This window comes from Shewanella sp. FJAT-52076, from assembly GCF_019457455.1.
Lineage (GTDB): Bacteria > Pseudomonadota > Gammaproteobacteria > Enterobacterales > Shewanellaceae > Shewanella > Shewanella zhangzhouensis.
In genome coordinates this window covers 1559348-1581794 of the sequence record NZ_CP080415.1, presented here as the reverse complement: position 1 = coordinate 1581794, position 22447 = coordinate 1559348, and the positions used below count along the sequence as shown (strand labels likewise).

The following is a 22447-nucleotide window of genomic DNA, read 5'->3' as shown; positions in this document are numbered from 1 at the left end:
TCAGCCAGTAAACTGCATCTGATAGAGTTTGGCGTACATCCCATCCTGCGCCAACAGTGACTTGTGGTTGCCTCGCTCCACAATACGGCCCTGCTCTATCACCAAAATCTCATCGGCGCTTTCGATGGTCGACAGGCGGTGGGCAATCACGATAGAGGTACGGTTCTGACGCAGATTTTCAAGCCCTTCCTGGATGGCCTTCTCTGACTCTGTGTCCAGTGCCGAGGTGGCCTCATCGAGAATAAGCACGGGTGCGTTACGCAGCATGGCGCGGGCGATGGCGATACGCTGGCGCTGACCGCCGGAGAGCAGCACACCGTTTTCGCCCACCTGGGTATCCAGGCCGCTGGGCAGCTTACTGATAAATTCCATGGCATGGGCCAGGGTGGCCGCCTGCTCTATTTGCTCGCGGGTAACCTCCCAGGGGCAGGCATAGGCGATATTATTGGCGATGGTGTCGTTAAACAGGGTGACCTGCTGACTGACCAGCGCCACCTGGCTGCGCAGGTTTTTAAGGCGGTAGTCCTCAACATTGACGCCATCGAGCTCGATAGCGCCCTGCTCAAGCCCGCCATAAAAGCGATTGATAAGGCTGGCAATAGTTGATTTGCCCGAGCCGGAGCGCCCAACCAGCGCCAGGGTTTTACCCGGCGGCACATCAAAGCTGATACCGTCGAGGGCTCTGCTCTCCTGGCCTTCGTAGCGAAACGCCACCTCGTCAAAACGTACATGCCCCTTGACCCTGTCGGTTTCAAATGTGCCCTTGTCATGTTCGGCGGGTGTATCGAGCAGCTCAAATACCGTGGTACAGGCGGCAATACCGCGCTGGAATTCGGCGTTGACGCGGGTCAGGTTCTTGATTGGCTGCAAGGTTGCCATCATGGCGGCAAGCACAGTGGCGAAGGTGCCCGCAGTCAGCTCACTCTTTAAGGCATCAAAGCTTGCGGCATAAAGCACAAAGGCCAGCGCAAAAGAGCCGATGATCATGATGGTGGGCTGGCTGATGGCCTGGGCCACGGCAAGCTTCATGTTCTGGTGGCGATTGTGGTCGTTAACCTGGGCAAAGCGCTTGGCCTCGGTGTCCTGACCGCCAAAGGCCAGCACGTTTTTATGGCCCTTGATCATCTGCTCGGTCACGGCGGTGACACCGCCCATGGCACTTTGAATTTGACGTGAAATCTTGCGGAAACGGCGGCTGACGGTGGCGATAACCAACCCTATGATGGGACCCACAATCAGGATGCAGAGTGACAGCTTCCAGGAGTTGTAAAACATCAGGCCCAGCATGCCGATGACTGTTACGCCATCACGGACGATGGAAATGAGCGCGCTACCGGATGCCCGGGCGATTTGTTCGGTATCGAAGGTGACACGGGAAATGAGGTTGCCCGAGTTTTCCTTGTCGATGTAGCTCACCGGCAGGGTCAGATAATGCTCAAATACCTGCTGGCGCATGTCCATGATGAGCTTGGCACTCATGTAGGAAATACCATAGGTAGACACAAAGTTGGCCAGGCCCCTGAGGGTAAAAAGCCCCACTACAACGAAGGGCGCCCAATAGAGTACGCTGTTGTTGGAATCAAAGCCGGATGACGTGCCCACATCGACACTTCCCGACATGCCAACGCCAGAAAAGCCTTTATCAATAAAGGGTTGGATAAAAGCGATAAAGGTTGCGTCTACTGCACCATAGACCAAAAGTGCAATAACCGAGACGATAAAGATGGACTTCATGGGTTTGAGGTATCCCATGAGGCGTTTGAACACCGTCCAAACTTCCTGATTATGAGCTGTAGTCATTGATTCATCTGAGAGTATGACAAAGTCCGCATTCTACTCTGTAATCGGCCTGCCACCAACTCCAAAGACCCGGTTATACCAAAAAGGGGCCAGAGAGCCCCGATAGGTTTTTACTGTGATTTCATCACCAAGGTACAGACTTATCTGGCCGGTATCTGCCACTGTGAACGTCTCACTGCCCTGGGACAGGTATCTTTGCAGCACCGCATCTTTGGGAAATCCGTATCTGTTGTTGGCGCCGGCGGCAAAGAGGGTGATAGCCGGTGCGACGCCCGCGATAAAAGCCGGCGTGGATGATGTCAGGCTGCCATGGTGGGGTGCCACCAGCACCCTGGCCTTAAGCGCAGCACCGCTGCCAAGGAGTCGCGCCTCCCCCTCGGCTTCAATGTCGCCGGGCAACAACAGCCGCGAATGACCATCGCCAAGTGCAACCACACAGGAAGCGTTGTTGCCCACTCTGCCAACGGGTGAGTCTCCGGGCGACAGGACCTCTACCCACAAACTGCCAAGGGCAAACGCCTGAGGTCGGCAAGGCGCATGTTCCATCGCCTTGATATCCCGGGCTGCCCGGGTATCGCTTATGAGTAAATCGATTGGCATCGACCTGGCCAGTGCGGCGGCGCCACCGGCATGATCCTTATCTTCATGGCTTATAACCAACACATCGATGTGATGACGTCCCTTGGCGCGCAAAAATGGCACCAGGGTTCGCTCACCGTGGGAGAAGGTCTCACCAAAGGCCAATCCGGTGTCGTACACCAGTGTTTTATCCCGGCTAAACACCACGACGGCCAGCCCCTGCCCTACATCAAGTAAATGCACCTGCCATTGGGGAGCGCCTTTTACAGTGAGGGTCAGCAGTAGCGGCACCAGTATGGAGGCGCTCACCCACTTAACACCCCGCGCCAACGGCAGAAACAACAAGGTAGCCCCTGTAATGGCAAAACACAGGGGCGCAATCAGCTGTACAGGCACGCTTATCCAGGCGCCGGGTAAGTGGTCACTGAGCTTAAGAAGCCCATCCAGCGGTATCAATGCCATGAGTGCGGGAGTAAAGGCCCAGTCGGCCACTATTCCAAAAGGCAGCAGGAGAATAAAAAGTACAAGTCCTGCCAGCGCCAGCGGAATGGTCACCAGCGAAAACCAGGGCACCATCAGCAAATTAATCCAAAGGCTATGGACACTGACACCGCCAAAGAGCACCAGCTGCAATACCCCCAATCCGATACTGAGTGCCAACTGCAGCGTCACCAGCGACATCAGATAGTGTTTTAACCGACCAGGGACACCCTCAAGGTGAACGGACTGCCGGGTCAATAGCATCAAGATAATCATGATGGCGCCAAAAGACAGCCAAAACCCCGCTGACAGAGGTGACAGCGGGTCCAGAAACAGCACAGCAGCGAGGGCGTACAACAAGCGCTCCCAGGGCGAGGCAAAACGGCGACTCAGGGTAAGCAGCACCACCAATGCCAGCATGATAAAGGCCCGGCGGGTAGGAATGCCCATGCCCGCCAGCAGACCATAGAGCAGACACCCCAGGGTGGCTACTATCATGGCAATGACCAGGTTACGCCTGTCCTGGCGCGGCGCAAGCGAGGTCAACAGCGCCCGGCACAGCAGCAACAACCAGGCACCGAGCACCGACATGTGCAGTCCCGAAATGGCCATCAGGTGCCCAGTGCCGGTCTGCCTAAGCTGCTGCCAGGTCTGGGTATCTATGCCCTGCTGCTCCCCCGTCAGCAGTGGATACAGAAGCGCCTGCCGGGGTTTATCCGATATAGCCTGGCCGATGTGTTCAAGTAATAGCCCGCGAAGCCCTGACGCCGCCGACACCTTTCTTGCTTCCAGCACTCTGGCCTTGATGCCCACATGGCGTGACAACAGGTAGCGCTGACCGTTGAAGGCGCCTTCGTTGAGGGGGGAGGTGATAGAACGGGGGGCGAGACGAAATTCCCACTGCTCCCCGGGGCGAGTTTGTTCAGTTGTTCGCCAGTTGAGTCGGATTTTGCCCTCAACAGGCCAGATTAATTTTGGTTTAACAAGGCGTATATCTATACTCTGCCAGTCGCCGCTGTCAGACACAGGTGCTATTATCTCGCCACGCACCCAGGAATCACCGGCTTGATGCAGGTGGCTGTAATCGAACAGCATATGGGTGTACACAGCAACCCACGCCACGGCAGTCAGGGCTCCACTGAGCACAGGCAACTTGCGGTAACACCCCAATGCCACAAGCAAAAGCAGGCAGGCCGGCCAGGGCGGCAGCACTGGCCAGAGCAGCGATGAGATGACAAGGGCACAAAAGCCCAGCAGAAATGGGTTCTTCACAGCAGTAAGTTAAGACAGCATTATCCGCCTATGCCAAAAAAGCTCATCAAAAGGTTTATGCCGCACCCGGATGCACTGAAAGATCACAAGCATCTGAAGATGTTTGGCACCCTGTTGCATAAACCCAATCTATGGCACCTGAATCGCCGGTCGGCGCCAGGTGCGTTTGCCGTTGGGCTTTTTATGGCCTGGATGCCCATGCCATTTCAGATGGTTGCCGCCGCGGCCATGGCGATTTTCTTCAATGTGAATCTGCCGGTGTCTGTAGCCCTGGTGTGGATAACCAACCCTGTGACCATGCCGTTTCTGTTTTATATCGCCTATCAGGTGGGGGCCAGACTGCTTGGCCACACACCCCAGCCCTTTGCCTTTGAGGCGAGCTGGCAATGGCTGGAGTCATCTCTGGCTACAATAGGCCCACCATTTCTGCTCGGTTGTCTGGTGCTTGGGGTGATCAGCGCCATTGTGGGCTTCTTTGTGATAAGCAACCTGTGGAAGTATTCGGTGCTCTTTAAGTGGAAAAATCGCGCTACACGCTAGAGGGTTATGACTCCCATTCTTGGCAGCAGGTGCTGATCCACAGACAATAAACAGCTAATACCCCGGCAATCAGGCATGGCGACATTCGGCAATGAATGCTCCGGTGAAAATTGCGATTTCCCAGTTCCCGAATATAAAAAACGCGCCCTGAAGGCGCGTTTTTTATATTCGGGAACTGGCTCTGGTTGCTTCCTCGGGTTGCTTCTTCGGGTTGCGTCAGCGCCCCGCCAGGGCCGGTGCAGGCTCGGTAAGGCTCGCCTTGTACGCTGGATAGAGGGTCGCCAACAGACTCATCAGCAGTGCCATTACAGCAACCACGGCAACATCCTGGCCATGAAGCTCTGAGGGCAGAAAGTCGATAAAGTAAACGTCGGATGACAACAGCTGCACTCCAAAGGCGCTTTCAGCCGCCTTGGCAAGCCCGGACAGGTTCAGCGCCACCAGCATACCGGCGCTGACGCCAAGCAGAGTGCCAAGGAGTCCGCTGATGGCGCCATGCACCATAAATACCAGCACTATGGCGCTGCGTCTTAGCCCCATGGTCATCAGGATGGCAATTTCCGAGGTTTTGTCCCGTACCGCCATCACCAGGGTGGAAACAATGTTGAAGCAGGCCACGGCTATTACCAGCGCCAGTACCAGATACATCAGGGTGCGCACCAGCTGAATGTCCTGATAGAGGTGCCCCTGAGTACGGGTCCAGTCACTCATGTACAGATATTGACTCTGGGTAAAGCCCAGCTCACGGATAAGCTTGGAGGCCTTGAACACATCGTCCACGGCGATGCGCACTCCGCTGACATCCTCCCCCATTTCCAGCACCCGCGCCAAATGGGTCATGGAAGCATAGGCTGTGACCAGCTCGAGCTCGCCGCCCAGATGATAACTGCCACGCACCACAAATCGGTGGCTGCGGGTAGCACCAAGCTTCCCGCTTTGGCGACCACTTAAATCCGGTACGAACAGTACCAGTGCGTCGCCTTCATTCAGACCAAGCTTTTCCATCAGTGACTGACCGAGCACGATGGCATTTTCATCCTGAGCAAGAGCCTGCCAGGCATATGCGGGCATATAATGCTCGATTCCCGAGACCTGCCCTTCCAGTGACGTGTCTATGCCCACCAGGCTCAGTCCCTGAAAACCGCCCTGGCGCTGTGCCAATCCCTGTAAGCGAATAAAAGGGGCTGCCCCGCGAATACCCGGGATTTTCGATGCATCGGCCACCATGGCCTGCCAGCTGTGCACCGGCTCGTTCACACCCACCAGCTCGGCGTGGGGTACCACGTCCAAAAAGCGCTCCCTGAGTTCACGCTCAAAGCCGTTCATGGCAGACAGGACAATAATCAGTACTGCCACCCCGAGGGCGATGCCTGCGGTGGAAGCAAAGGAGATGAAGCTGATAAAGCTGTTGGACTGGCGGGCACGGTAAAACCGAAAACCCAGCCACAGTGACAATGCAGCACCGGCCCTTGAACTCATTGGCGGGCTCCGGCGGTTAATTTGCCACTTTTCATCGACAGTTGTCTGTCCATGCGCGCGGCCAACGCATTGTCGTGGGTCACCACCACAAAAGCGGTGCCAAGCTGAGCTGCCAGTTCACGAATAAGGGCATACACGGCTTCGCCGCTGGCGGCATCCAGGTTACCTGTGGGTTCGTCTGCCAATACCAATTTGGGTTGATTGATCAGCGCCCTGGCGATGGCGACCCGCTGACGCTCGCCGCCGGACAATTCAGATGGCGCATGGGACAACCTGTGACTCAGACCGACCCGCTCCAGCAGGGCTTCTGCGCGGCCAAAGGCAGACTTTTTATCCACCCCGGCAATGCGAGCCGGCATGGCCACATTCTCGAGTGCGCTGAATTCGGGCAACAAATGATGAAACTGATAGATAAAGCCGAGGCTGGCGTTGCGGATTTGCGCCTGGCGAGCCGCGCTCAAGCTATACAAATCTTCACCTTCCAGCAGTACCTTGCCACTGGTGGGTTTATCCAGAGAACCCATGATGTGCAAGAGCGTACTTTTACCCGAGCCTGAGCCGCCCACAATCGCCAATTGCTCGCCGCGGTATACCGAAAGATCCACCCCGCACAGCACCTGGGTTTCCAGTTTGCCTTCCCGGTAGGTTTTGCTGACGTTTTCGACCTTAAGCAGTATGTCTTGCATCTGTATTCTCTCTCACCGGCGCCACGCGCCTGAATGCCTTGGGCATAAATTATTCGTATCTGAGCGCCGAAGCGGGTTCCACCCGGGACGCCCTGAGTGCCGGGTACAGGGTCGCCAGCAGGGTAATGACCACGGTTCCTGTGACTATCAGCCACAGCTGCTCGGCAGCGATTATCACCGGCAGAGGCTGCCCAGCCCCCAGCACGGCAATACCCAGGCTGCTTAGCAGGGGATTAAGATTAAGTGCCAACAACAGCCCTGCAATCAGACCAAGCACCAGCCCCAGTAAGGCATTCAGGGAACCCTGGGTCACAAAAATCCCCATCACGGCGCTGCGGGTCAGCCCCTGGGTCATCAGCACAGCCACATCGGTGGTTTTATCCACCACCATCATCACCAGCGCCGATACTATGTTAAAAGCTGCAACCGCCACTATCAGACTGAGCATCAGCGACGTCATATTCTTTTCCATTTTGACTGCGCCGAACAGGTGGCCGTAGCTGTCGCGCCAGTCATGGACCTTGAGCGCCTCGCCCTTGCCTGCCAATATCTGCGGCACAGCCTTCCCTATGGCTTCGGCCTTGAAGGGATCGTCCAGATACAACCTCAGGGCATCCACCTTGTCCGGGGCTTTTCGCATCAAACGGCGGGCATCGTCGTAGTGGATAAAGGCCAACTGGGCATCCACCTGAGATCCCATTTGAAACAGACCTGAGACGACAAACTTACGCTGGCTGGGTACTGGCCCCAGCGGCGAAAACACCACGCCTTCGCCGCTCAGCACCCGGATGGTGTCGCCCACCGCCACATCCAGCTCCGACGCCAGCTGCACGCCTAGGATTATCCGGTATTCACCGCTGATAAGGCTGTCGAAGGCGGGGGAATAGACGGTGGTGGTTCGGCTCGCAAGAGTGGATTCCACTTCCGGCAGGATACCGGAGAGCTGCACGGCACTGATGTTGCTGCTCGATTGCAGCATGGCCTGGGTCCCTGTTGATGGGCTTACGCCCACAATGCCCGGCAATGTTGCTTGCAGCTGGTCGGCTGTTTGACGCCAGTCGGCAAAGCCATCGTTTTTTTCGACAACGACCTGGGGGACGGCGCCTAGAATGCGCGTTTTGAGTTGCCCTTCCAGGCCATTCATCACCGAGCTGACCACAATCAGGGCGGCGACACCGAGGAAAATGCCACTCACGGCAAACAGAGTGATAAAGGAGGCGAAGGCATTGGCCTTGCGGGCCCGCCAGTAGCGATATCCGATAAGAAAGGCAGAGGAAGAAAACATGTGCGCTGCTGATGCCTTGGCTGTGCTTGCGTATTTATTTGAGTGGGCACGATAATAGGGGTATCTCACCTATAAATAAAGAGGCATGTCCTTGTTAGCCGATCCCAACGCCTATTTCAGTGTGACGCACGATTTCAATGCCTATTTGCTGCCGTTTGACGGCCCCATGCCTAATGATGCCGGGCTGCTGGCCATGCGAAGCGTAGGCCTGCAACTGCTCAGTGACGTTAAAACCCTCGAAGCCGGGTGCTTGTTGCATTTAAGGCAGCTCGATAACGAAGCCAAAGCCGTGGTGGACTTTTTGAAATTGCAGTCCCGTAAGGTGGACATGGTGCTGCACTACGTGCTGGAAAACGAGCAGCGCGATGGCAAACGCTACCGGGGCGTGAGCTTTGGCGGCAGTAATATTCAGGTTGAATCCCAGGGGGGGGTGCGCCCCGGCGAACTCTACAAGACCACGGTATACATTCGTGACGAGCTGATTGCCCTGGTCTGTATCGCCCGGGTTAGCTCAGTTAACCACGAAGAGGGGCGTGAGCTTGCCGAGCTCGTTTATGAAGGCATACTCGAAGCCGACGTGGAACATCTGGTTAAAGCCAGCCTCAGCGTACAACAAAAGCAGTTAAAAGCGCGCAAACAGCAAGCACCACATCCCCTGGAAAGGTGACAAGCCTTAGTGCTTGCCTCTACAATGAGCGCCTGATTTTTAGTAAAAAAACCGGCAATCCAATCCGAATGAGCTCATTTACGGTAGACCGTCTTCCCAAGACTCCGGCCAAAGGCCGGGTGTCTGCTGTCAGGCTGCCTGGCGGCGTTGCCCGCGCCCTGACACTGGCCGAAATGACCTGCAGTTACGCGGGTACCACCCTGATAGTGACCAGCGACACGCCCACAGCCCTGGTGCTGGAGGCCGAGCTTGGTTACTTGCTCAAGTCCCGTGGTATCGATATTTGCCTGTTTCCCGACCGGGAAACCCTGCCCTACGACAGTTTTTCGCCCCATCAGGACCTGATTTCCCAGCGCCTCGAAACCCTGTCCAATCTGGAGCGTGGCAAGGGGCGGCTGGTTATCGTGCCACTCACGACCCTGATGGTGCGCTTGCCCCCCAAGGCGTTTTTGGCCGCCAATGTGCTGATCCTTAAAAAAGGGGACCGCTATCAGCTGCAGCAGATGCGACAGCATCTGGTCGACACAGGCTATCACCTGGTTGAGCAGGTATATGAGCACGGTGAATTTGCCATCCGTGGATCGATTCTGGATATTTTTCCCAGCGGCGCCAGTGAGCCACTGAGGATTGAGCTATTCGACGATGAAGTGGAGTCGATTCGCCATTTCGACCCTGAGACTCAGCGCTCCAGCGGCGAAGTTGACAGTATTCGCATGTTGCCGGCAAGGGAGTTTCCCACCGACAGCCAGGCCATCGAAGGCTTTCGTCAGCGCTACCGCCGCACCTTTGAAACAGTCAACAACGCGGCCGAGTCGGTATACCAGTTGGTCAGCCGCAATCTGATGCCAGCCGGCATTGAAAACTACCTGCCGCTATTTTTTGATGACACCGCCACCCTGTTCGATTATCTGCCTGAAGAGCTGCAAATCATCACCACAGGGGCACTGCATCAGGCGGCGGAACATCACCTGACTGAAATCCACAGCCGCTACGAAGACCGCCGGGTTGACCCGCTGCGGCCCTTGCTGCCGCCCAAGGCACTGTACCAGACAACAGAAGAGCTGTTTGCCCGTTTTAAGCTGTATCCCAGGATAGATTTGTCCGGTGATGAAGGAGATAAAGCCCTCGAAGCCACTCCCCTGCCCGATATACGTGCCAATCACAAACTCAAGCAACCGCTCGAATCGTTGGCCAACTGGGCCCAGGCAGGTCAGCGCATCGCCTTTGTGGCCGAATCGGAAGGCCGCAGGGAAGCGCTGCTGGAACTCCTTGGCAAGGCAGGCCTAAAGCCCAAACTCTATGGTCATTTGGATGGGTTTCTGGCCTCAGACAGCCGTCACGGCCTGGTCGTGGCGCCGCTGGCTATGGGCTGTCAGCTCAAAATTGGCAAATCCCAGGTGGCTGTGGTCTGTGAAACCGAGCTTTTTGGTGAGCGGGTTTCTCAGGAGAGGCGCCGGGACAAACAGCGTCAGCTGAGTCAGGATGTGCTCATCAAAAACCTGGCCGAACTCAAGGTGGGTCAGCCAGTGGTACACCTTGAGCACGGTGTAGGCCTGTATCAGGGATTGGAAACCCTCGACACCGGTGGCCTGGTGGCCGAGTACCTCAAGCTCGAATACGCCGGTGGCGACAAGCTCTATGTGCCTGTATCAGCGCTGCACCTTATCAGCCGTTTTGCGGTGGGTAACGATGAGTCGGCGCCGCTCAATCGCCTCGGTAACGAAAGCTGGAGCAAGGCCAAGCGCAAGGCCATTGAAAAAATCCGCGATGTGGCGGCGGAGCTGTTGGACGTTTATGCCCGCCGCGAGGCTCGCCCCGGCGAACCCTGTACCCTGGATGAAGCCGAGTACGCGCAGTTTGCCCAGGGTTTCCCCTTTGAGGAAACCGTGGATCAGGAAACTGCCATCAAGGCGGTTATCGACGATATGTGCCAGCCCAAGGCCATGGACCGACTGGTGTGTGGTGATGTGGGCTTTGGTAAAACCGAAGTAGCAATGCGCGCCGCCTTCCTTGCAGTATCCAGCGGAAAACAGGTGGTGGTATTAGTGCCCACCACGCTGCTGGCACAGCAGCATTTTGAAAACTTTAAAGACCGCTTCGCCGATTGGCCAGTACGTATCGAAGTGATGTCGCGCTTCAGAACCGCCAAAGAGCAGCAGGCAGTGCTGTCGGCCATGGGCGAAGGCAAGGTCGATATCGTGATTGGTACCCATAAGCTTTTGAATACCGAGCTTAACTTTGAGTCGCTCGGTCTGCTTATCATCGACGAAGAGCACAGATTTGGGGTACGCCAGAAAGAGCGTATCAAGGCCATGCGCGCCAATGTGGATATCCTGACCCTGACCGCCACCCCCATTCCCCGCACCCTGAACATGGCCATGTCAGGCATGCGTGACCTGTCTATTATCGCCACGCCACCGGCCAAGCGTCTGGCGGTAAAAACCTTTGTGCGTGAATACGACAAGGCCACAGTGCGCGAGGCGATCCTGCGGGAAATCCTCCGTGGTGGTCAGGTGTATTATCTGCACAATCAGGTTGAAACCATCGAAAAGACCGCGCAGGACATTCGAGAGCTGCTGCCCGAGGCGCGGGTTGTGACTGCCCACGGACAGATGCGTGAACGCGATCTGGAGCGGGTGATGTCGGACTTCTACCACCAACGCTTTAACGTGTTGGTGTGTACGACCATCATAGAAACGGGTATCGATGTCCCCAGTGCCAACACCATATTGATAGACAGGGCCGACCATTTCGGTTTGGCGCAGCTGCATCAGCTGAGGGGCCGCGTTGGGCGGTCCCATCACCAGGCTTATGCCTACTTGATGACCCCCCATCCCAAATTGATGACGGTAGATGCCCGCAAACGGCTCGAGGCCATTGATGCGTTGGAAGATTTGGGGGCAGGCTTTATGCTCGCGACTCAGGATCTGGAAATCCGCGGTGCCGGTGAACTGCTTGGCGATGAGCAAAGCGGCCATATTTCCAGGATTGGCTTCAGCCTCTACATGGAAATGCTGGAGGGCGCCGTAAAGGCACTCAAGCAGGGTAAAGAGCCATCGCTCAGGCAAATGCTGGGCGCTCAGTGTGAAATCGACTTACGGATCCCGGCGCTGCTGCCCGACGATTACGTAAACGATGTGAATATGCGACTGTCGCTCTACAAGCGGATTGCGGGCTGTGACACCGAAAAAGCCGTGGACGAAATGAAGGTCGAACTTATCGACCGCTTCGGCCTCTTGCCCGATGCCACCCGTAACCTGTTAACCATGACAGTACAGAAGCACAGGGCCACCCGACTGGGTGCCAGTAAAATCGAGATGCACGCCCGTGGCGGCAGTATTGAGTTTGGTGAAGAGCACAGGGTCGACCCCGGCTTTATCATCGGCTTGCTTTCGTCTCAGCCCCAAGTCTATCGTATGGACGGCCCCAATAAACTCAGGTTCACCATGCCTTGCGAAACCGCCAAGGAACGATTGGAACTCCTGGAACTGCTGCTGGAGCAGCTCGAACAACACAGCGTTGGAGAAGGAAAATAATGATCCGCAAACTTGCGATGAGCGCAGCTTTTTGTTTGCTGCCCCTGAGTCAGGCCATGGCAGAGTCCTGGTTTGAGGTCGAAGTGTTCCTGTTTGAGCGCAATCAGCCCAGTGCCGAGGAGTGGCCAGAGCAAACCCGCTTGCCGGCGTTTGCCAAGGGACGGGATTTAATCAGCCCTGTGTTGGTACCAAGGGATGCTTCATTGGTTCCCTGCTCCGATGAGGAACGCCTTGTTGACAGCCTGCGTTGCGATGCCATGGATATTCAAATAGCGAGCTTTGTCCCCAGTTACCCAACTCCCATGCCTGTTAAGGTGGTCGCACCATCCCAGATGGTGGCAGAACCCGGTGCCGGCGCCCTTTTGATGGATAGCACCAAACTGCAATTCAATGACGCAGTGCAACAGCTTTCCCGGGAGTCCGGCGTCACTCCCTTGCTTCACATGAGTTGGCAGCAGGCAATGCAACCCAGACACGCCTCAACACCGGTTCGCTTATTCGGTGGAGAGAACTTTGCGGACCGATTCACGGCTATGGGCACCCTGCGGCCGCCTCAGGACCCGGTAATGGAAGCCGGAGCGACCAACAATGCCTTTGGTCTGACGATTACCTCGGACAGCGCGCAATCAGTTACCCAGGATATGTCCGGCTCAAACAGCGCCGATCCTCAAGTACTGATTGCATCTGATGATACTGGGGTATCAGGCCAACTGCTGCCAGAGAATGGTCTGTACGGCACCAGTATGCTCAGAAACCGTGCCCCGGAGCCGGTATGGCAACTCGACGGCCTGCTTAACATTTATCTGAGTCACTATCTCTACATTGAAACCGATCTGGTGTTAAGAACCCCGGGTACCCGTAAAGTAGCGGTTGAAGATGAAGTATTGCAGAGCCAGAGCGACAGCCAGGCAGCTGGCGCATCTACGGCCAAAACTGACCGGCAAATTGCATTTGAAGAGCAGCCGTTCCTGTTTGCCATTCCACTGATGCAAAACCGTCGGGTACGCAGTGGACAGGTGCATTACTTCGATCACCCCAAACTCGGCATGGTGATCCAAATTCGCAAGATGGCGCAGCCCACTGGCGCCGTGGATGTGGAAGAACCCGCCACCGAACCCGAGGGTGATGACACCCCCGAGGCAGACGTGATAAATCAGCAGCAGAATCAGGATTGAGTGATTGAGAAGTCGAGGTAGATTTCATCTGCCTCGTCTTCATTGACTTCGACCGCATTGACACTGGCGGCGGGTGACCCCTCCCAGCACCAATCGATGAGTTTTTCCACCAAGGGCGCACTTCCCTGGGCCAGAATTTGCACTGAGCCATCATCCATATTGGTCACATAACCCGTAACCCCCAGCTCCCTCGCCCGCTCCAGGGCAAACCGCCTGAAACACACACCCTGTACTTTGCCCTTCACCCGAATCAGCACACGCCTCATGTGGTTCTCCACCTAAGTGATTGTGTAATGAGCATACGACATCAACCGGAACAAGGAAAATTGAAGCGGAATTTTATGAGGGGCAAAAAAAACAGCTAACAAAACTGCTGTTAGCTGCATCGGGCGACATACGCAATCGGTAGGTCCGTTAAGACCAAAATGCTTTCATTGATACGATTTGTTACAAATCCTATCAGGAAAGGCCGACACTCTACCGCCTGACTGTGAATTTTCAATGCCGGGATTTAGCCCAAAGATAAAAATGCTTTCATTTGTGATCCGCGTCACAAATGAAAGCGCTTTTATCAAGACTGCGTACTGTATTTAAATGGCGTGATATGGTACGGAAGTTCTATTTATCTCATGCGCTCCAGGCTTAGGTTCTACGCACCTGGAAGCGACCACTACACCGCCAGAGATCTGACTGTCGCGAAAACGGGTTGAACAGCAAACCAGAGCTCAAGAAGTCGTCATAAAGGCCTTTATGGTTGCCAGATGGCTGCCAAGCTCTGGGAATTTATGGGGCTGCTCATCATCCCAAACGATGGAATAAAAATGTGAAAGCGTGGCTGCCGCCACCTTGCTGTCGAGCACTTCATCATGGCGAGAGAGAATACACAGACAGCGCCCCTGATTTTTCCTTCGAAACTCGGTAACACACTTGGCGGCGATATCGGCGTATTCCTCCGGCCGGTCGATGCGTCCTACCATATTGTGCTCCGGCGTGAGATTGGGATTGATAAGCACCGCACGAATGCCGTTCAAGAAACCAATTCGCTCAGCCCAAAACGCCCCCAAGCCGACCCCAAGGGCAATGACCTGCTGCTTATCTACCTCAGCCAATTCACGGGCAACATCATTCAGCATCTGCTGCATGTCGTATCTGGGATGCTCGGTGGAATAGCTAATCAGGCGCACGTCAGCATCGATAAATCGCAACTGGCGCATTTTTTCGTGATTTCCGGGACTGGTAGAGTCAAAACCGTGGAAATAGAGGATCATCAGAGAAGCCCACTGTGCTGTGATAGCTAAACCCTAACAGGGCAAGGGGCAGAAAAGTTTGCGCATCATCAAATAATGCGCAAACTTTGCGAACTTGGACGGACAGAGTTAAGGCTGATAACCAATGGACAGAGCAAGCTCACGGGCTTTTTCCCAACGTTCGTGGTTATCCAATGCCTTAATGGCTTTGATAGGATCAGGCCTGAGTGTGGCGACATTACGGCGCGCCCTGCCATCAATCTCACTCAGTGACGCGTGAGCGGCCAATACCGCCAAGGCGCCTTCGCGGTTATTACAGACTAAAATCATGTCACACCCCGCCGCCAGGGCCGCATGGGCTCGGGATGGATAATCGCCTGCAAAGGCGGCACCTTCCATCCCCAGATCATCGGAAAATATCACGCCCTCAAACCCGAGCTCACCTCTGAGCTTTTCCTGTAACCAGAAAGACGAAAATCCAGCAGGATTGGAACACAGCTTGTTGTACACCACGTGGGCAGGCATGACACCATCTAGGCGCTGGGCACCAATCAGCTGTTTGAACGGCTGCATGTCAAAGTTCAATATCTCACTTGCCTCGCGGCTATCCACAGGCATGGCCACGTGGGAGTCAGCCTTAACGCTGCCGTGCCCGGGGAAGTGCTTACCCACCGCCTTCATGCCGGCGCTTTCCATCCCGCGGATAAAGGCATCAGCAAGCTCGGTAATCTCGTCTGGATTGCTGCTGAATGCGCGCCTGCCAATCACGTCACTGACGCCATTGATATCCAGCACGGGGGCAAAGCTTAAATCGATGTCACTGGCAAGGAGCTCCACCGCCATCAGAAAGCCCAGTTCCGTTGCCCAGCGCTTTGCCAGCGCTACATCCTGGCCAGCGGCTGGCAATATGTCACCCATAGCAGGGATTTGGGTGAATCCCTCACGAAACCGCTGAACCCGGCCACCTTCATGGTCGACGGCAATAAGGAGGTCGGGGCGTACCCGTCTGACGGACGCGATAAGGGCATTTAGCTGGGCGCGATTTTCAAAGTTGCGGCTGAACAGAATAAGACCGCCGGTCATGGGGGAAGCCAATAAGGCTTCTTCTTCACGCTCAAGTTGGGTGCCTGCAATATCAAGCATCAAAAAGCCCATAGATTCTCCCTATAAAAATTCATCACATGTCAGGCCAGTTGAACAAAGCCAATACATGCTCAATAAAAATCCGTACTGCGATAACGCTATCTTAACGGTAATCCCGGTTCAAACATCAGACGTTAGTCAGACTAATCCGAATCTGACTGCATAAAAATAACTAATGAAACTATCTCAAAGGATTGTGGGATACTTATCGGCTGCGGAGACTCATATCCCGAATTCTGCTGCCCTCACTACAGAGGAGACCAGCCGAGGTTACCGCAAAGCACTCCGGTGAGCGAGCAAGCATCGGACAGACGACTAAAATAACAACTACATCCAAACAGGGCCCAAGTTATGATCAGTGTATTTGACATATTTAAAATTGGAATAGGTCCTTCCAGTTCTCACACCGTCGGCCCCATGAAGGCTGGCAAAGAATTCGTTGCCCGTGTGGAGAGCATGGGCATGCTGGCACAGGTTGATGAACTGCGTGCCGAGCTGTTTGGCTCATTAGGCCAAACCGGTAAGGGCCACGGTACCGGTAAGGCCGTGATACTGGGCCTTATGGGTGAAGATCCTGAAACCGTTGATACCGACGCTATCGATGGCATTCTGACCCAGGTATCGAGTCAGGAAACCCTGACTCTGGCACAGGGTAAAACCGTCAAGTTCACCCGTGAAGACGGCATCATCTACCACAGACGCAAGACGCTGCCCGCACACGCCAACGCCATGACTCTCTATGCCTTCGCCGGTGGTGAGTGTCTGTATCAGCGCACCTATTATTCGGTAGGCGGTGGCTTTGTGCTGGATGAAGATCAAATCGAGAGTAAAAACCCTTCGCCCGCCACGCCCATCAAGGCAGCACCTTACGACTTCAACAGTGCCCAGCAGTTGCTGGAAATGTGCACGGATAATGGCTTGTCGATTTCATCCCTGATGATGCAAAACGAACTGACATTGGCCAGCGAAGAAGACGTTAAAGCGCGGCTGTGGCATATCTGGCAGACCATGAAAACCTGTATCGAGAAAGGCTACAAGAAGGAAGGTATGCTTCCGGGCGGGCTCAAGCTGCGTCGTCGAGCCCCTGGCCTTTATCGTCGCCTGCAAGCCGAAGGCCGTAACAACGTGGACCCACTGAATGCAATGGATTGGGTGGACCTGTTTGCGCTGTCGGTGAATGAGCAAAATGCGGCGGGCGACCGTGTGGTCACAGCCCCTACCAATGGTGCTGCGGGTATTATCCCGGCGGTGCTCTGCTATTTCGATACCTTTGTGCAGCAAGTCGACGTGGATATTTGCGCACGATATCTTCTGACTGCAGCTGCCATTGGCATTCTTTACAAGAAAAACGCCTCTATTTCCGGCGCTGAAGTGGGCTGTCAGGGCGAAGTGGGCGTTGCCTGCTCTATGGCGGCCGCTGCGCTGACTGAAATCATGGGTGGCACGGTTGAGCATGTTGAAAATGCAGCCGAGATTGGTATGGAGCATAACCTGGGCCTCACCTGTGACCCGGTAGGCGGTCTGGTACAGGTGCCCTGCATTGAGCGTAATGCCATGGGTGCGGTCAAGGCCATCAACGCCTCGCGTCTGGCACTTCGTGGCGATGGCAATCACAAGGTGTCGCTCGACAAAGTGATTAAGACCATGATGGACACCGGCCGTGATATGCGCAGTAAATACAAGGAAACCGCCAAGGGTGGCCTGGCAGTGAACATTGTTGAGTGTTGAGTGTTGAGTGTTGAGTGTTAATTCTCACTCCATAAAAAATCCCGCTTCATGCGGGATTTTTTATGGGTGTAAACCAACTCAGCGAATAGGCAGCTCTCTGTCGGCAAACATCTCTTCAATGAGTATAGGGTCACGCAGAGCCACGGCTTTTTCAACCACATCCCGGGTAAGGTGAGGCGCAAAAAGCTCAATAAAGTCGTACATGTAGCTTCTGAGGAAACTGCCCTTTCGAAAGCCAATCTTGGTGGTGGAATGCGCAAACAAATGACTGGCATCGATGGCCACCAGGTCCCGGTCTATATTGGGGTCAATGGCCATTGACGCCAGCACCCCAACACCGAGTCCCAAGCGAACATAAGTCTTTAGCACATCGGCACTGGTGGCAGAAAACACCAGCCTTGGCTCCAGACCCGCGCGATTGAATGCCCGTTCAATCTCTGAAGCACGGTCAAAACCAAACACGTAGGTCACCAGTGGATAACGGGCCAACTCTTCAATACTGATTTGGCTGCGTCCGGCAAGGGGATGATCCCGGGTTACCACGATGGAGCGATTCCAGTGATAGCAAGGAAGCATGATGAGATCTGAATAAAGATGCATGGCTTCAGTGGCAATGGCAAAGTCTGCTTCGCCACGGGCAGCCAGCTCACTAATCTGTGTGGGCGTACCCTGGTGCATATGCAGGTTCACCTTGGGATAGCGTTTGATAAAGCCCTTGATGATGTGAGGCAGCGCGTATCTTGCCTGGGTATCGGTAGTGGCAATATTCAACTCGCCCTGATCCGGCTTTGTGTACTCTTCTGCGACTTTTTTGATACTTTCAACTTTACCCAGAATATCGTTGGCAATGGCTATCACCTGCTCACCCGCCGGAGTTACGTGGGTTAAATGCTTGCCACTGCGGCCAAAAATCTGTATCCCCAGCTCATCTTCGAGCATGCGTACCTGTTTACTGATCCCCGGCTGTGAGGTGTAGAGGTTTTCTGCCGTGGCGGACACGTTCAGGTTATGGTTAACCACTTCGGCAATGTATCTGAGTTGTTGAAGTTTCATCTCGCTTCCTTAGCCACTCCCAAGGGGCGGGAGGCCAATCTTCAGCTGGCTATCTATAATCATGGGTTATAGTACACCGATTAAATTAAATCAAACAGGAATAACAAAACCCAATCGCCCAATTTGAGCGACATGTCCCCCAAGCTGCGCTAAGATATCTATGCTAGTTTATTGATTTATTGTAGCATTGGCTGAATTGTAACAATAATGGACGACCTATGTTATTAATGATCCTGCTCGCCTGTGGGGCCTTGTTGCTGCTCATTATTGGAGTCAATGTCGTTCAGCAGCAAAAGGAACGTGCAGAGGCCGAGCGGCGTACAGAAGTTGCACGGCAACGGGCGATTATCGATGAGACCGAAGGCGTACTTTCCAACACAGGTATGTTTCCCTGCAGCACCCATGTGGTGATGGTGCTTTATCGACGCATCCAGGAAGCTCTGGCGGTGGCAGTCGACCTGAGTTCGGGGCAACCCAAGTCCGATTACCAACGTCGATTAATTGATGTGCAAAGCCAAATCGAAGGCATGAAAGGTGCCTTAAATGTACCGCCCGTCGAAAGCTTCCGCTTACCGGATAACGACAAGCAAATTCTGGTGATTGTGCAAACCCTTAAAAAACTCAAAGCCATACTGAGAGCAGAGCACAATAAAGGCAAAGTCGACCCCATGATATTTGCCGATGAAGAGGCCCGGGTAGACAGCCTGCAACTGCGTATTAACGTTGAATCCATGATTTCCCGCGCGCGAGCTGCCTGTTACATGAAACAGTACGGCTCTGCCAAGCAGATGGTGACCAAGGCGCTTTCAACCCTGCACGCCATTAAGGCTCAGACACCCAACGATCCTTTTATCGGTCGCAAAGTTGATGAAGCCAAACAGTTGCTTGATGAAATCATGGGAGCACAGAAACTGTCCCAGCCAAGTGCGCCCAGCTCACGCAAAGAAGGCGACGATTTGGATATGCTGTTCCAACCCAAAAAGAAATGGTAACGCCTGCACTGATTACATCTGTTCCATAAAAAATCCCCGCATTGCGGGGATTTTTTATGTGGGCAACCCATATCAGGTTGCCCGGTAAAGCGTCTTATTTGGACTCAACCCATTTACCGTCTTTGAAGTGAGCACTCCAACCTGTAGCTTTACCATTGACTTCAGTGGCCACATATTGCTCCTTGGTCTTACGGCTGAATTTCACCAGCGCCTTATTACCATCGGCATCCTCAACAGGCGCATCCGCCAGATACTGATACTTGGGCCACAGGGCTTCACGGTACTTCTTCAGCTCTTCAACCAAAGGCGCGCGGGTTTCCCGTGAGCGCGGGAAAGTACTGGCCGCAAGGAAGATCCCTGCAGCGCCGTCTCTGAGCACAAAATAGGCATCAGACTTGGTGCATTTAAGCTCCGGAAGATGGATAGGATCTTCCTTCGGTGGCGCAGCTTCCCCATTCTTAAGGAGCTTACGGGTATTTTTACAGCTCTCATTGGTACAGCCAAAATACTTACCAAATCGGCCGTTCTTCAGCTCCATATCGTTGCCACAGCGGTCACACTCAATGATGGGGCCTTCGTAGCCTTTGAGCTTAAATGCGCCTTTTTCAACCTCATAGCCGTCACACTCGGGATTATTACCGCACACGTGAAGCTTACGGGTTTCATCCAGCAAGTAAGAGTCCATGGCCGTACCGCACTTACTACAGCGATGCATAGCCCTGAGCGCATCGGTCTCGGCATCTTCACTGCTGTCGCTGATGGCTTCTTCACCCGGCGTCAGATTCAAGGTCGTCTTACAACGCTCTTTGGGGGGCAATGCATAACCCGAGCAGCCCAGGAACACACCAGTTGTGCCGGTACGGATCCCCATTTGGCGGCCACAGGTGGGACAGGGAATATCCGTCAGCACCATTTGATTGGGACGCATACCACCGGCATCGGGTTCAGCCTCGGCTTTCTCAAGCTTGGCGGTAAAGCCGCTGTAAAAACCGTCGAGCACGCCTTTCCAGTCTTTGTCGCCCTTGGCAACATCGTCCAGGGTCTGTTCCATTCCCGCCGTAAAGTCGTAGTTCATCAGCTCACTGAAGCTTTCGACCAAACGCTCGGTGACAATCTCACCCATCTTTTCGGCGTAGAAACGGCGGTTTTCCACCTTCACGTAGCCACGGTCCTGAATGGTCGAGATGATGGCTGCGTAGGTTGATGGACGGCCAATGCCGCGCTTTTCGAGCTCTTTTACCAGAGAGGCTTCGCTGTAACGTGCAGGAGGCTTGGTAAAATGCTGCTTGGGATCCAGCGCCTTGAGCGAAAGCGTATCACCCACCTGAACGTCCGGCAGGGTGTTGTCTTCTTCGTTCTTTTTCTTCAGCGCAGGCTGTACACGGGTCCAACCATCAAATTTGAGAATACGGCCGCTGGCCTTAAGCTCATAATCGCCGGCTTTGGCAGTTAAGCGGGTCGCATCGTAAACGGCGGGCGTCATCTGACAGGCCACAAATTGCCGCCAAATCAGCTCATAAAGGCGCTGTGCGTCCCTTTCCATGTCGGTCAGGGTTGCAGATTCTACCTTAACGTTGGAAGGACGTATGGCTTCGTGAGCCTCTTGTGCACCTTCTTTGCTGCCGTAACGAATTGGAGACTCGGGTAGATACTTACTGCCAAATTCCTTTTCAATGTGCGCGCGCACATTTTCCAGCGCTTCCTGGCTCAAGTTGGTTGAATCAGTACGCATATAGGTGATGTGGCCGGCTTCGTAGAGCCGTTGGGCCAGCATCATGGTCTTCTTCACCCCAAAGCCCAAACGGGTGCTCGCCGCCTGTTGCAGGGTGGAGGTAATAAAGGGAGCGCTTGGCTTACTGGAGGTAGCCTTGTCTTCACGGTCTGTGACGGTGAAAGCCGCTTTTTCGAGCGCATTAACCGCAGCCATGGCCTCTGACTGGGTAACAGGTTCAAAAGCTTCATTTCGACAGCGACTGACCTCCATCACCAACTCAGCTGCCGCTGGTGTACTCAGAGTGGCGTGCACGTCCCAAAACTCTTCCGGCACAAACGCCTTGATTTCAGCTTCACGCTCAACCACCAATCGCACAGCAACCGATTGTACACGACCGGCCGATAAGCCCCGGGCCACCTTTTTCCACAGCAAAGGCGACACCATAAAGCCCACAACACGGTCGAGGAACCGCCTGGCTTGCTGGGCATTAACCATATTGGTATTCAAATCAGTGGGGCGGCTGAAGGCCTCCTGAATGGCGCCTTTGGTAATTTCGTTAAATACCACGCGCTTATATCTGGATTCATCACCACCTATCACTTCCTGCAAATGCCACGCAATGGCCTCCCCTTCTCTATCCAAGTCGGTTGCGAGATAGATTTGGTCGGCGCTGCTGGCGAGAGATTGCAGTTCTTTGACCACTTTCTCTTTACCGGGGAGTACCTGATAGTTGGCTCGCCATCCATGTTCGGGGTCAACACCCATACGGGCAACCAAGGCTTGCTTATCCTTTTGTGCCTTGTATTTGGCCTTGTCTTCAGGATTCATCTTGCGAACTTCGGCAGCTGACTTGGTGCTGGCTTTGCCTTCGGCGGCAGACGAGGTTGGCAGATCACGAATGTGGCCAACACTCGATTTCACAATAAATTCTTTACCAAGATACTTGTTGATGGTCTTGGCTTTCGCCGGCGATTCGACAATAACGAGCGATTTACCCATAGCTTAATTTGCGCCAAAAGTCTCGAGAAGGTAGAAGTTGGCACCATATATAGAGGGTTGAAACGGCAGTTT

General features: G+C 54.5%; 16 protein-coding genes. 6 read left to right on the top strand and 10 right to left on the bottom strand.

What is annotated here, in order from left to right:
• Together msbA and K0H79_RS06840 are read right to left on the bottom strand one after the other, a co-directional pair.
• The gene (msbA, locus tag K0H79_RS06845; RefSeq protein ID WP_220077750.1) at positions 1-1800 is read right to left on the bottom strand and encodes a lipid A export permease/ATP-binding protein MsbA; all 1800 of its coding nucleotides are present in this window, start codon (positions 1798-1800) and stop codon (positions 1-3) included.
• Positions 1801-1833: 33 nt separating this feature from the next.
• Positions 1834-4131 (bottom strand): DNA internalization-related competence protein ComEC/Rec2, encoded by a 2298-nt coding sequence (locus K0H79_RS06840; protein ID WP_220077749.1) that lies wholly within the window; start codon positions 4129-4131, stop codon positions 1834-1836.
• Between the two features lie 30 nt (positions 4132-4161).
• On the opposite strand from K0H79_RS06840, the gene K0H79_RS06835 reads away from it, so the two are divergent.
• Positions 4162-4671: a DUF2062 domain-containing protein gene (locus K0H79_RS06835; protein ID WP_220067347.1), complete on the top strand. Its 510-nt coding sequence runs from the start codon at positions 4162-4164 to the stop codon at positions 4669-4671.
• Positions 4672-4887: 216 nt separating this feature from the next.
• Here K0H79_RS06835 and lolE read toward each other — a convergent pair whose 3' ends face one another.
• From lolE to K0H79_RS06820, 3 genes are read right to left on the bottom strand one after another with little or no spacing between them, the layout of a single operon-like run.
• Positions 4888-6150: a lipoprotein-releasing ABC transporter permease subunit LolE gene (gene lolE / locus K0H79_RS06830; protein WP_220077748.1), complete on the bottom strand. Its 1263-nt coding sequence runs from the start codon at positions 6148-6150 to the stop codon at positions 4888-4890.
• Positions 6147-6836 (bottom strand): lipoprotein-releasing ABC transporter ATP-binding protein LolD, encoded by a 690-nt coding sequence (gene lolD / locus K0H79_RS06825; protein ID WP_220077747.1) that lies wholly within the window; start codon positions 6834-6836, stop codon positions 6147-6149. Before lolD ends, lolE begins: the two co-directional genes overlap by 4 nt.
• Before the next feature lie 49 nt (positions 6837-6885).
• A complete protein-coding gene (locus K0H79_RS06820; RefSeq protein ID WP_220077746.1) occupies positions 6886-8121 on the bottom strand; it encodes a lipoprotein-releasing ABC transporter permease subunit in 1236 nt (411 codons plus the stop codon).
• Positions 8122-8212: 91 nt separating this feature from the next.
• Between K0H79_RS06820 and K0H79_RS06815 the strand changes: the two genes are divergently transcribed.
• The 3 genes from K0H79_RS06815 to K0H79_RS06805 all read left to right on the top strand — a co-directional run bounded on the left by K0H79_RS06815 (position 8213) and on the right by K0H79_RS06805 (position 13499).
• Positions 8213-8788 (top strand): hypothetical protein, encoded by a 576-nt coding sequence (locus K0H79_RS06815; protein WP_220077745.1) that lies wholly within the window; start codon positions 8213-8215, stop codon positions 8786-8788.
• A 68-nt stretch (positions 8789-8856) separates the two neighbouring features.
• Positions 8857-12324: a transcription-repair coupling factor gene (mfd, locus tag K0H79_RS06810; RefSeq protein WP_220077744.1), complete on the top strand. Its 3468-nt coding sequence runs from the start codon at positions 8857-8859 to the stop codon at positions 12322-12324.
• Positions 12324-13499 carry a peptidoglycan binding protein CsiV gene (locus K0H79_RS06805; protein WP_220077743.1) on the top strand — a complete coding sequence of 392 codons (1176 nt, stop codon included), beginning with the start codon at positions 12324-12326 and terminating at the stop codon, positions 13497-13499. Before mfd ends, K0H79_RS06805 begins: the two co-directional genes overlap by 1 nt.
• Here the strand turns inward: K0H79_RS06805 and K0H79_RS06800 are convergent.
• From K0H79_RS06800 to nagZ, 3 genes are all read right to left on the bottom strand, one after another.
• On the bottom strand, positions 13490-13765 hold the full coding sequence (locus tag K0H79_RS06800) for an acylphosphatase (RefSeq protein WP_011759443.1): 276 nt from the start codon (positions 13763-13765) through the stop codon (positions 13490-13492). The two genes, K0H79_RS06805 and K0H79_RS06800, sit on opposite strands and share 10 nt — an antisense overlap.
• A 459-nt stretch (positions 13766-14224) precedes the next feature.
• The gene (gene ycfP, locus K0H79_RS06795; RefSeq protein WP_220077742.1) at positions 14225-14767 is read right to left on the bottom strand and encodes an alpha/beta hydrolase YcfP; all 543 of its coding nucleotides are present in this window, start codon (positions 14765-14767) and stop codon (positions 14225-14227) included.
• A gap of 108 nt (positions 14768-14875) precedes the next feature.
• Positions 14876-15901 (bottom strand): beta-N-acetylhexosaminidase, encoded by a 1026-nt coding sequence (nagZ, locus tag K0H79_RS06790; protein WP_220077741.1) that lies wholly within the window; start codon positions 15899-15901, stop codon positions 14876-14878.
• Positions 15902-16240: 339 nt separating this feature from the next.
• On the opposite strand from nagZ, the gene K0H79_RS06785 reads away from it, so the two are divergent.
• Positions 16241-17617, top strand: a complete 1377-nt coding sequence (locus K0H79_RS06785) for an L-serine ammonia-lyase (RefSeq protein ID WP_220077740.1) — start codon at positions 16241-16243, stop codon at positions 17615-17617.
• Positions 17618-17695: 78 nt separating this feature from the next.
• On the opposite strand, the gene cysB is transcribed toward K0H79_RS06785, so the two are convergent.
• Positions 17696-18670, bottom strand: coding sequence for an HTH-type transcriptional regulator CysB (gene cysB, locus K0H79_RS06780; protein ID WP_011759439.1), 975 nt, complete (start codon positions 18668-18670; stop codon positions 17696-17698).
• Positions 18671-18888: 218 nt separating this feature from the next.
• On the opposite strand from cysB, the gene K0H79_RS06775 reads away from it, so the two are divergent.
• Positions 18889-19662, top strand: a complete 774-nt coding sequence (locus K0H79_RS06775) for a hypothetical protein (protein ID WP_220067337.1) — start codon at positions 18889-18891, stop codon at positions 19660-19662.
• Between the two features lie 94 nt (positions 19663-19756).
• Here K0H79_RS06775 and topA read toward each other — a convergent pair whose 3' ends face one another.
• Positions 19757-22375 (bottom strand): type I DNA topoisomerase, encoded by a 2619-nt coding sequence (topA, locus tag K0H79_RS06770; protein ID WP_220077739.1) that lies wholly within the window; start codon positions 22373-22375, stop codon positions 19757-19759.
• Positions 22376-22447 lie beyond the last annotated feature (72 nt).

Excerpts from the sequence above, each read along its gene's own strand:
- ycfP (WP_220077742.1), bottom strand. The coding sequence starts at position 14,767 with ATGATCCTCTATTTCCACGGTTTTGACTCTACCAGTCCCGGAAATCAC.
- msbA (WP_220077750.1), bottom strand. The coding sequence starts at position 1,800 with ATGACTACAGCTCATAATCAGGAAGTTTGGACGGTGTTCAAACGCCTC.
- mfd (WP_220077744.1), top strand. The coding sequence starts at position 8,857 with ATGAGCTCATTTACGGTAGACCGTCTTCCCAAGACTCCGGCCAAAGGC.
- K0H79_RS06820 (WP_220077746.1), bottom strand. The coding sequence starts at position 8,121 with ATGTTTTCTTCCTCTGCCTTTCTTATCGGATATCGCTACTGGCGGGCC.
- cysB (WP_011759439.1), bottom strand. The coding sequence starts at position 18,670 with ATGAAACTTCAACAACTCAGATACATTGCCGAAGTGGTTAACCATAAC.
- K0H79_RS06800 (WP_011759443.1), bottom strand. The coding sequence starts at position 13,765 with ATGAGGCGTGTGCTGATTCGGGTGAAGGGCAAAGTACAGGGTGTGTGT.
- K0H79_RS06785 (WP_220077740.1), top strand. The coding sequence starts at position 16,241 with ATGATCAGTGTATTTGACATATTTAAAATTGGAATAGGTCCTTCCAGT.
- K0H79_RS06835 (WP_220067347.1), top strand. The coding sequence starts at position 4,162 with ATGCCAAAAAAGCTCATCAAAAGGTTTATGCCGCACCCGGATGCACTG.
- K0H79_RS06775 (WP_220067337.1), top strand. The coding sequence starts at position 18,889 with ATGTTATTAATGATCCTGCTCGCCTGTGGGGCCTTGTTGCTGCTCATT.
- lolD (WP_220077747.1), bottom strand. The coding sequence starts at position 6,836 with ATGCAAGACATACTGCTTAAGGTCGAAAACGTCAGCAAAACCTACCGG.
- K0H79_RS06805 (WP_220077743.1), top strand. The coding sequence starts at position 12,324 with ATGATCCGCAAACTTGCGATGAGCGCAGCTTTTTGTTTGCTGCCCCTG.
- topA (WP_220077739.1), bottom strand. The coding sequence starts at position 22,375 with ATGGGTAAATCGCTCGTTATTGTCGAATCGCCGGCGAAAGCCAAGACC.
- lolE (WP_220077748.1), bottom strand. The coding sequence starts at position 6,150 with ATGAGTTCAAGGGCCGGTGCTGCATTGTCACTGTGGCTGGGTTTTCGG.
- nagZ (WP_220077741.1), bottom strand. The coding sequence starts at position 15,901 with ATGGGCTTTTTGATGCTTGATATTGCAGGCACCCAACTTGAGCGTGAA.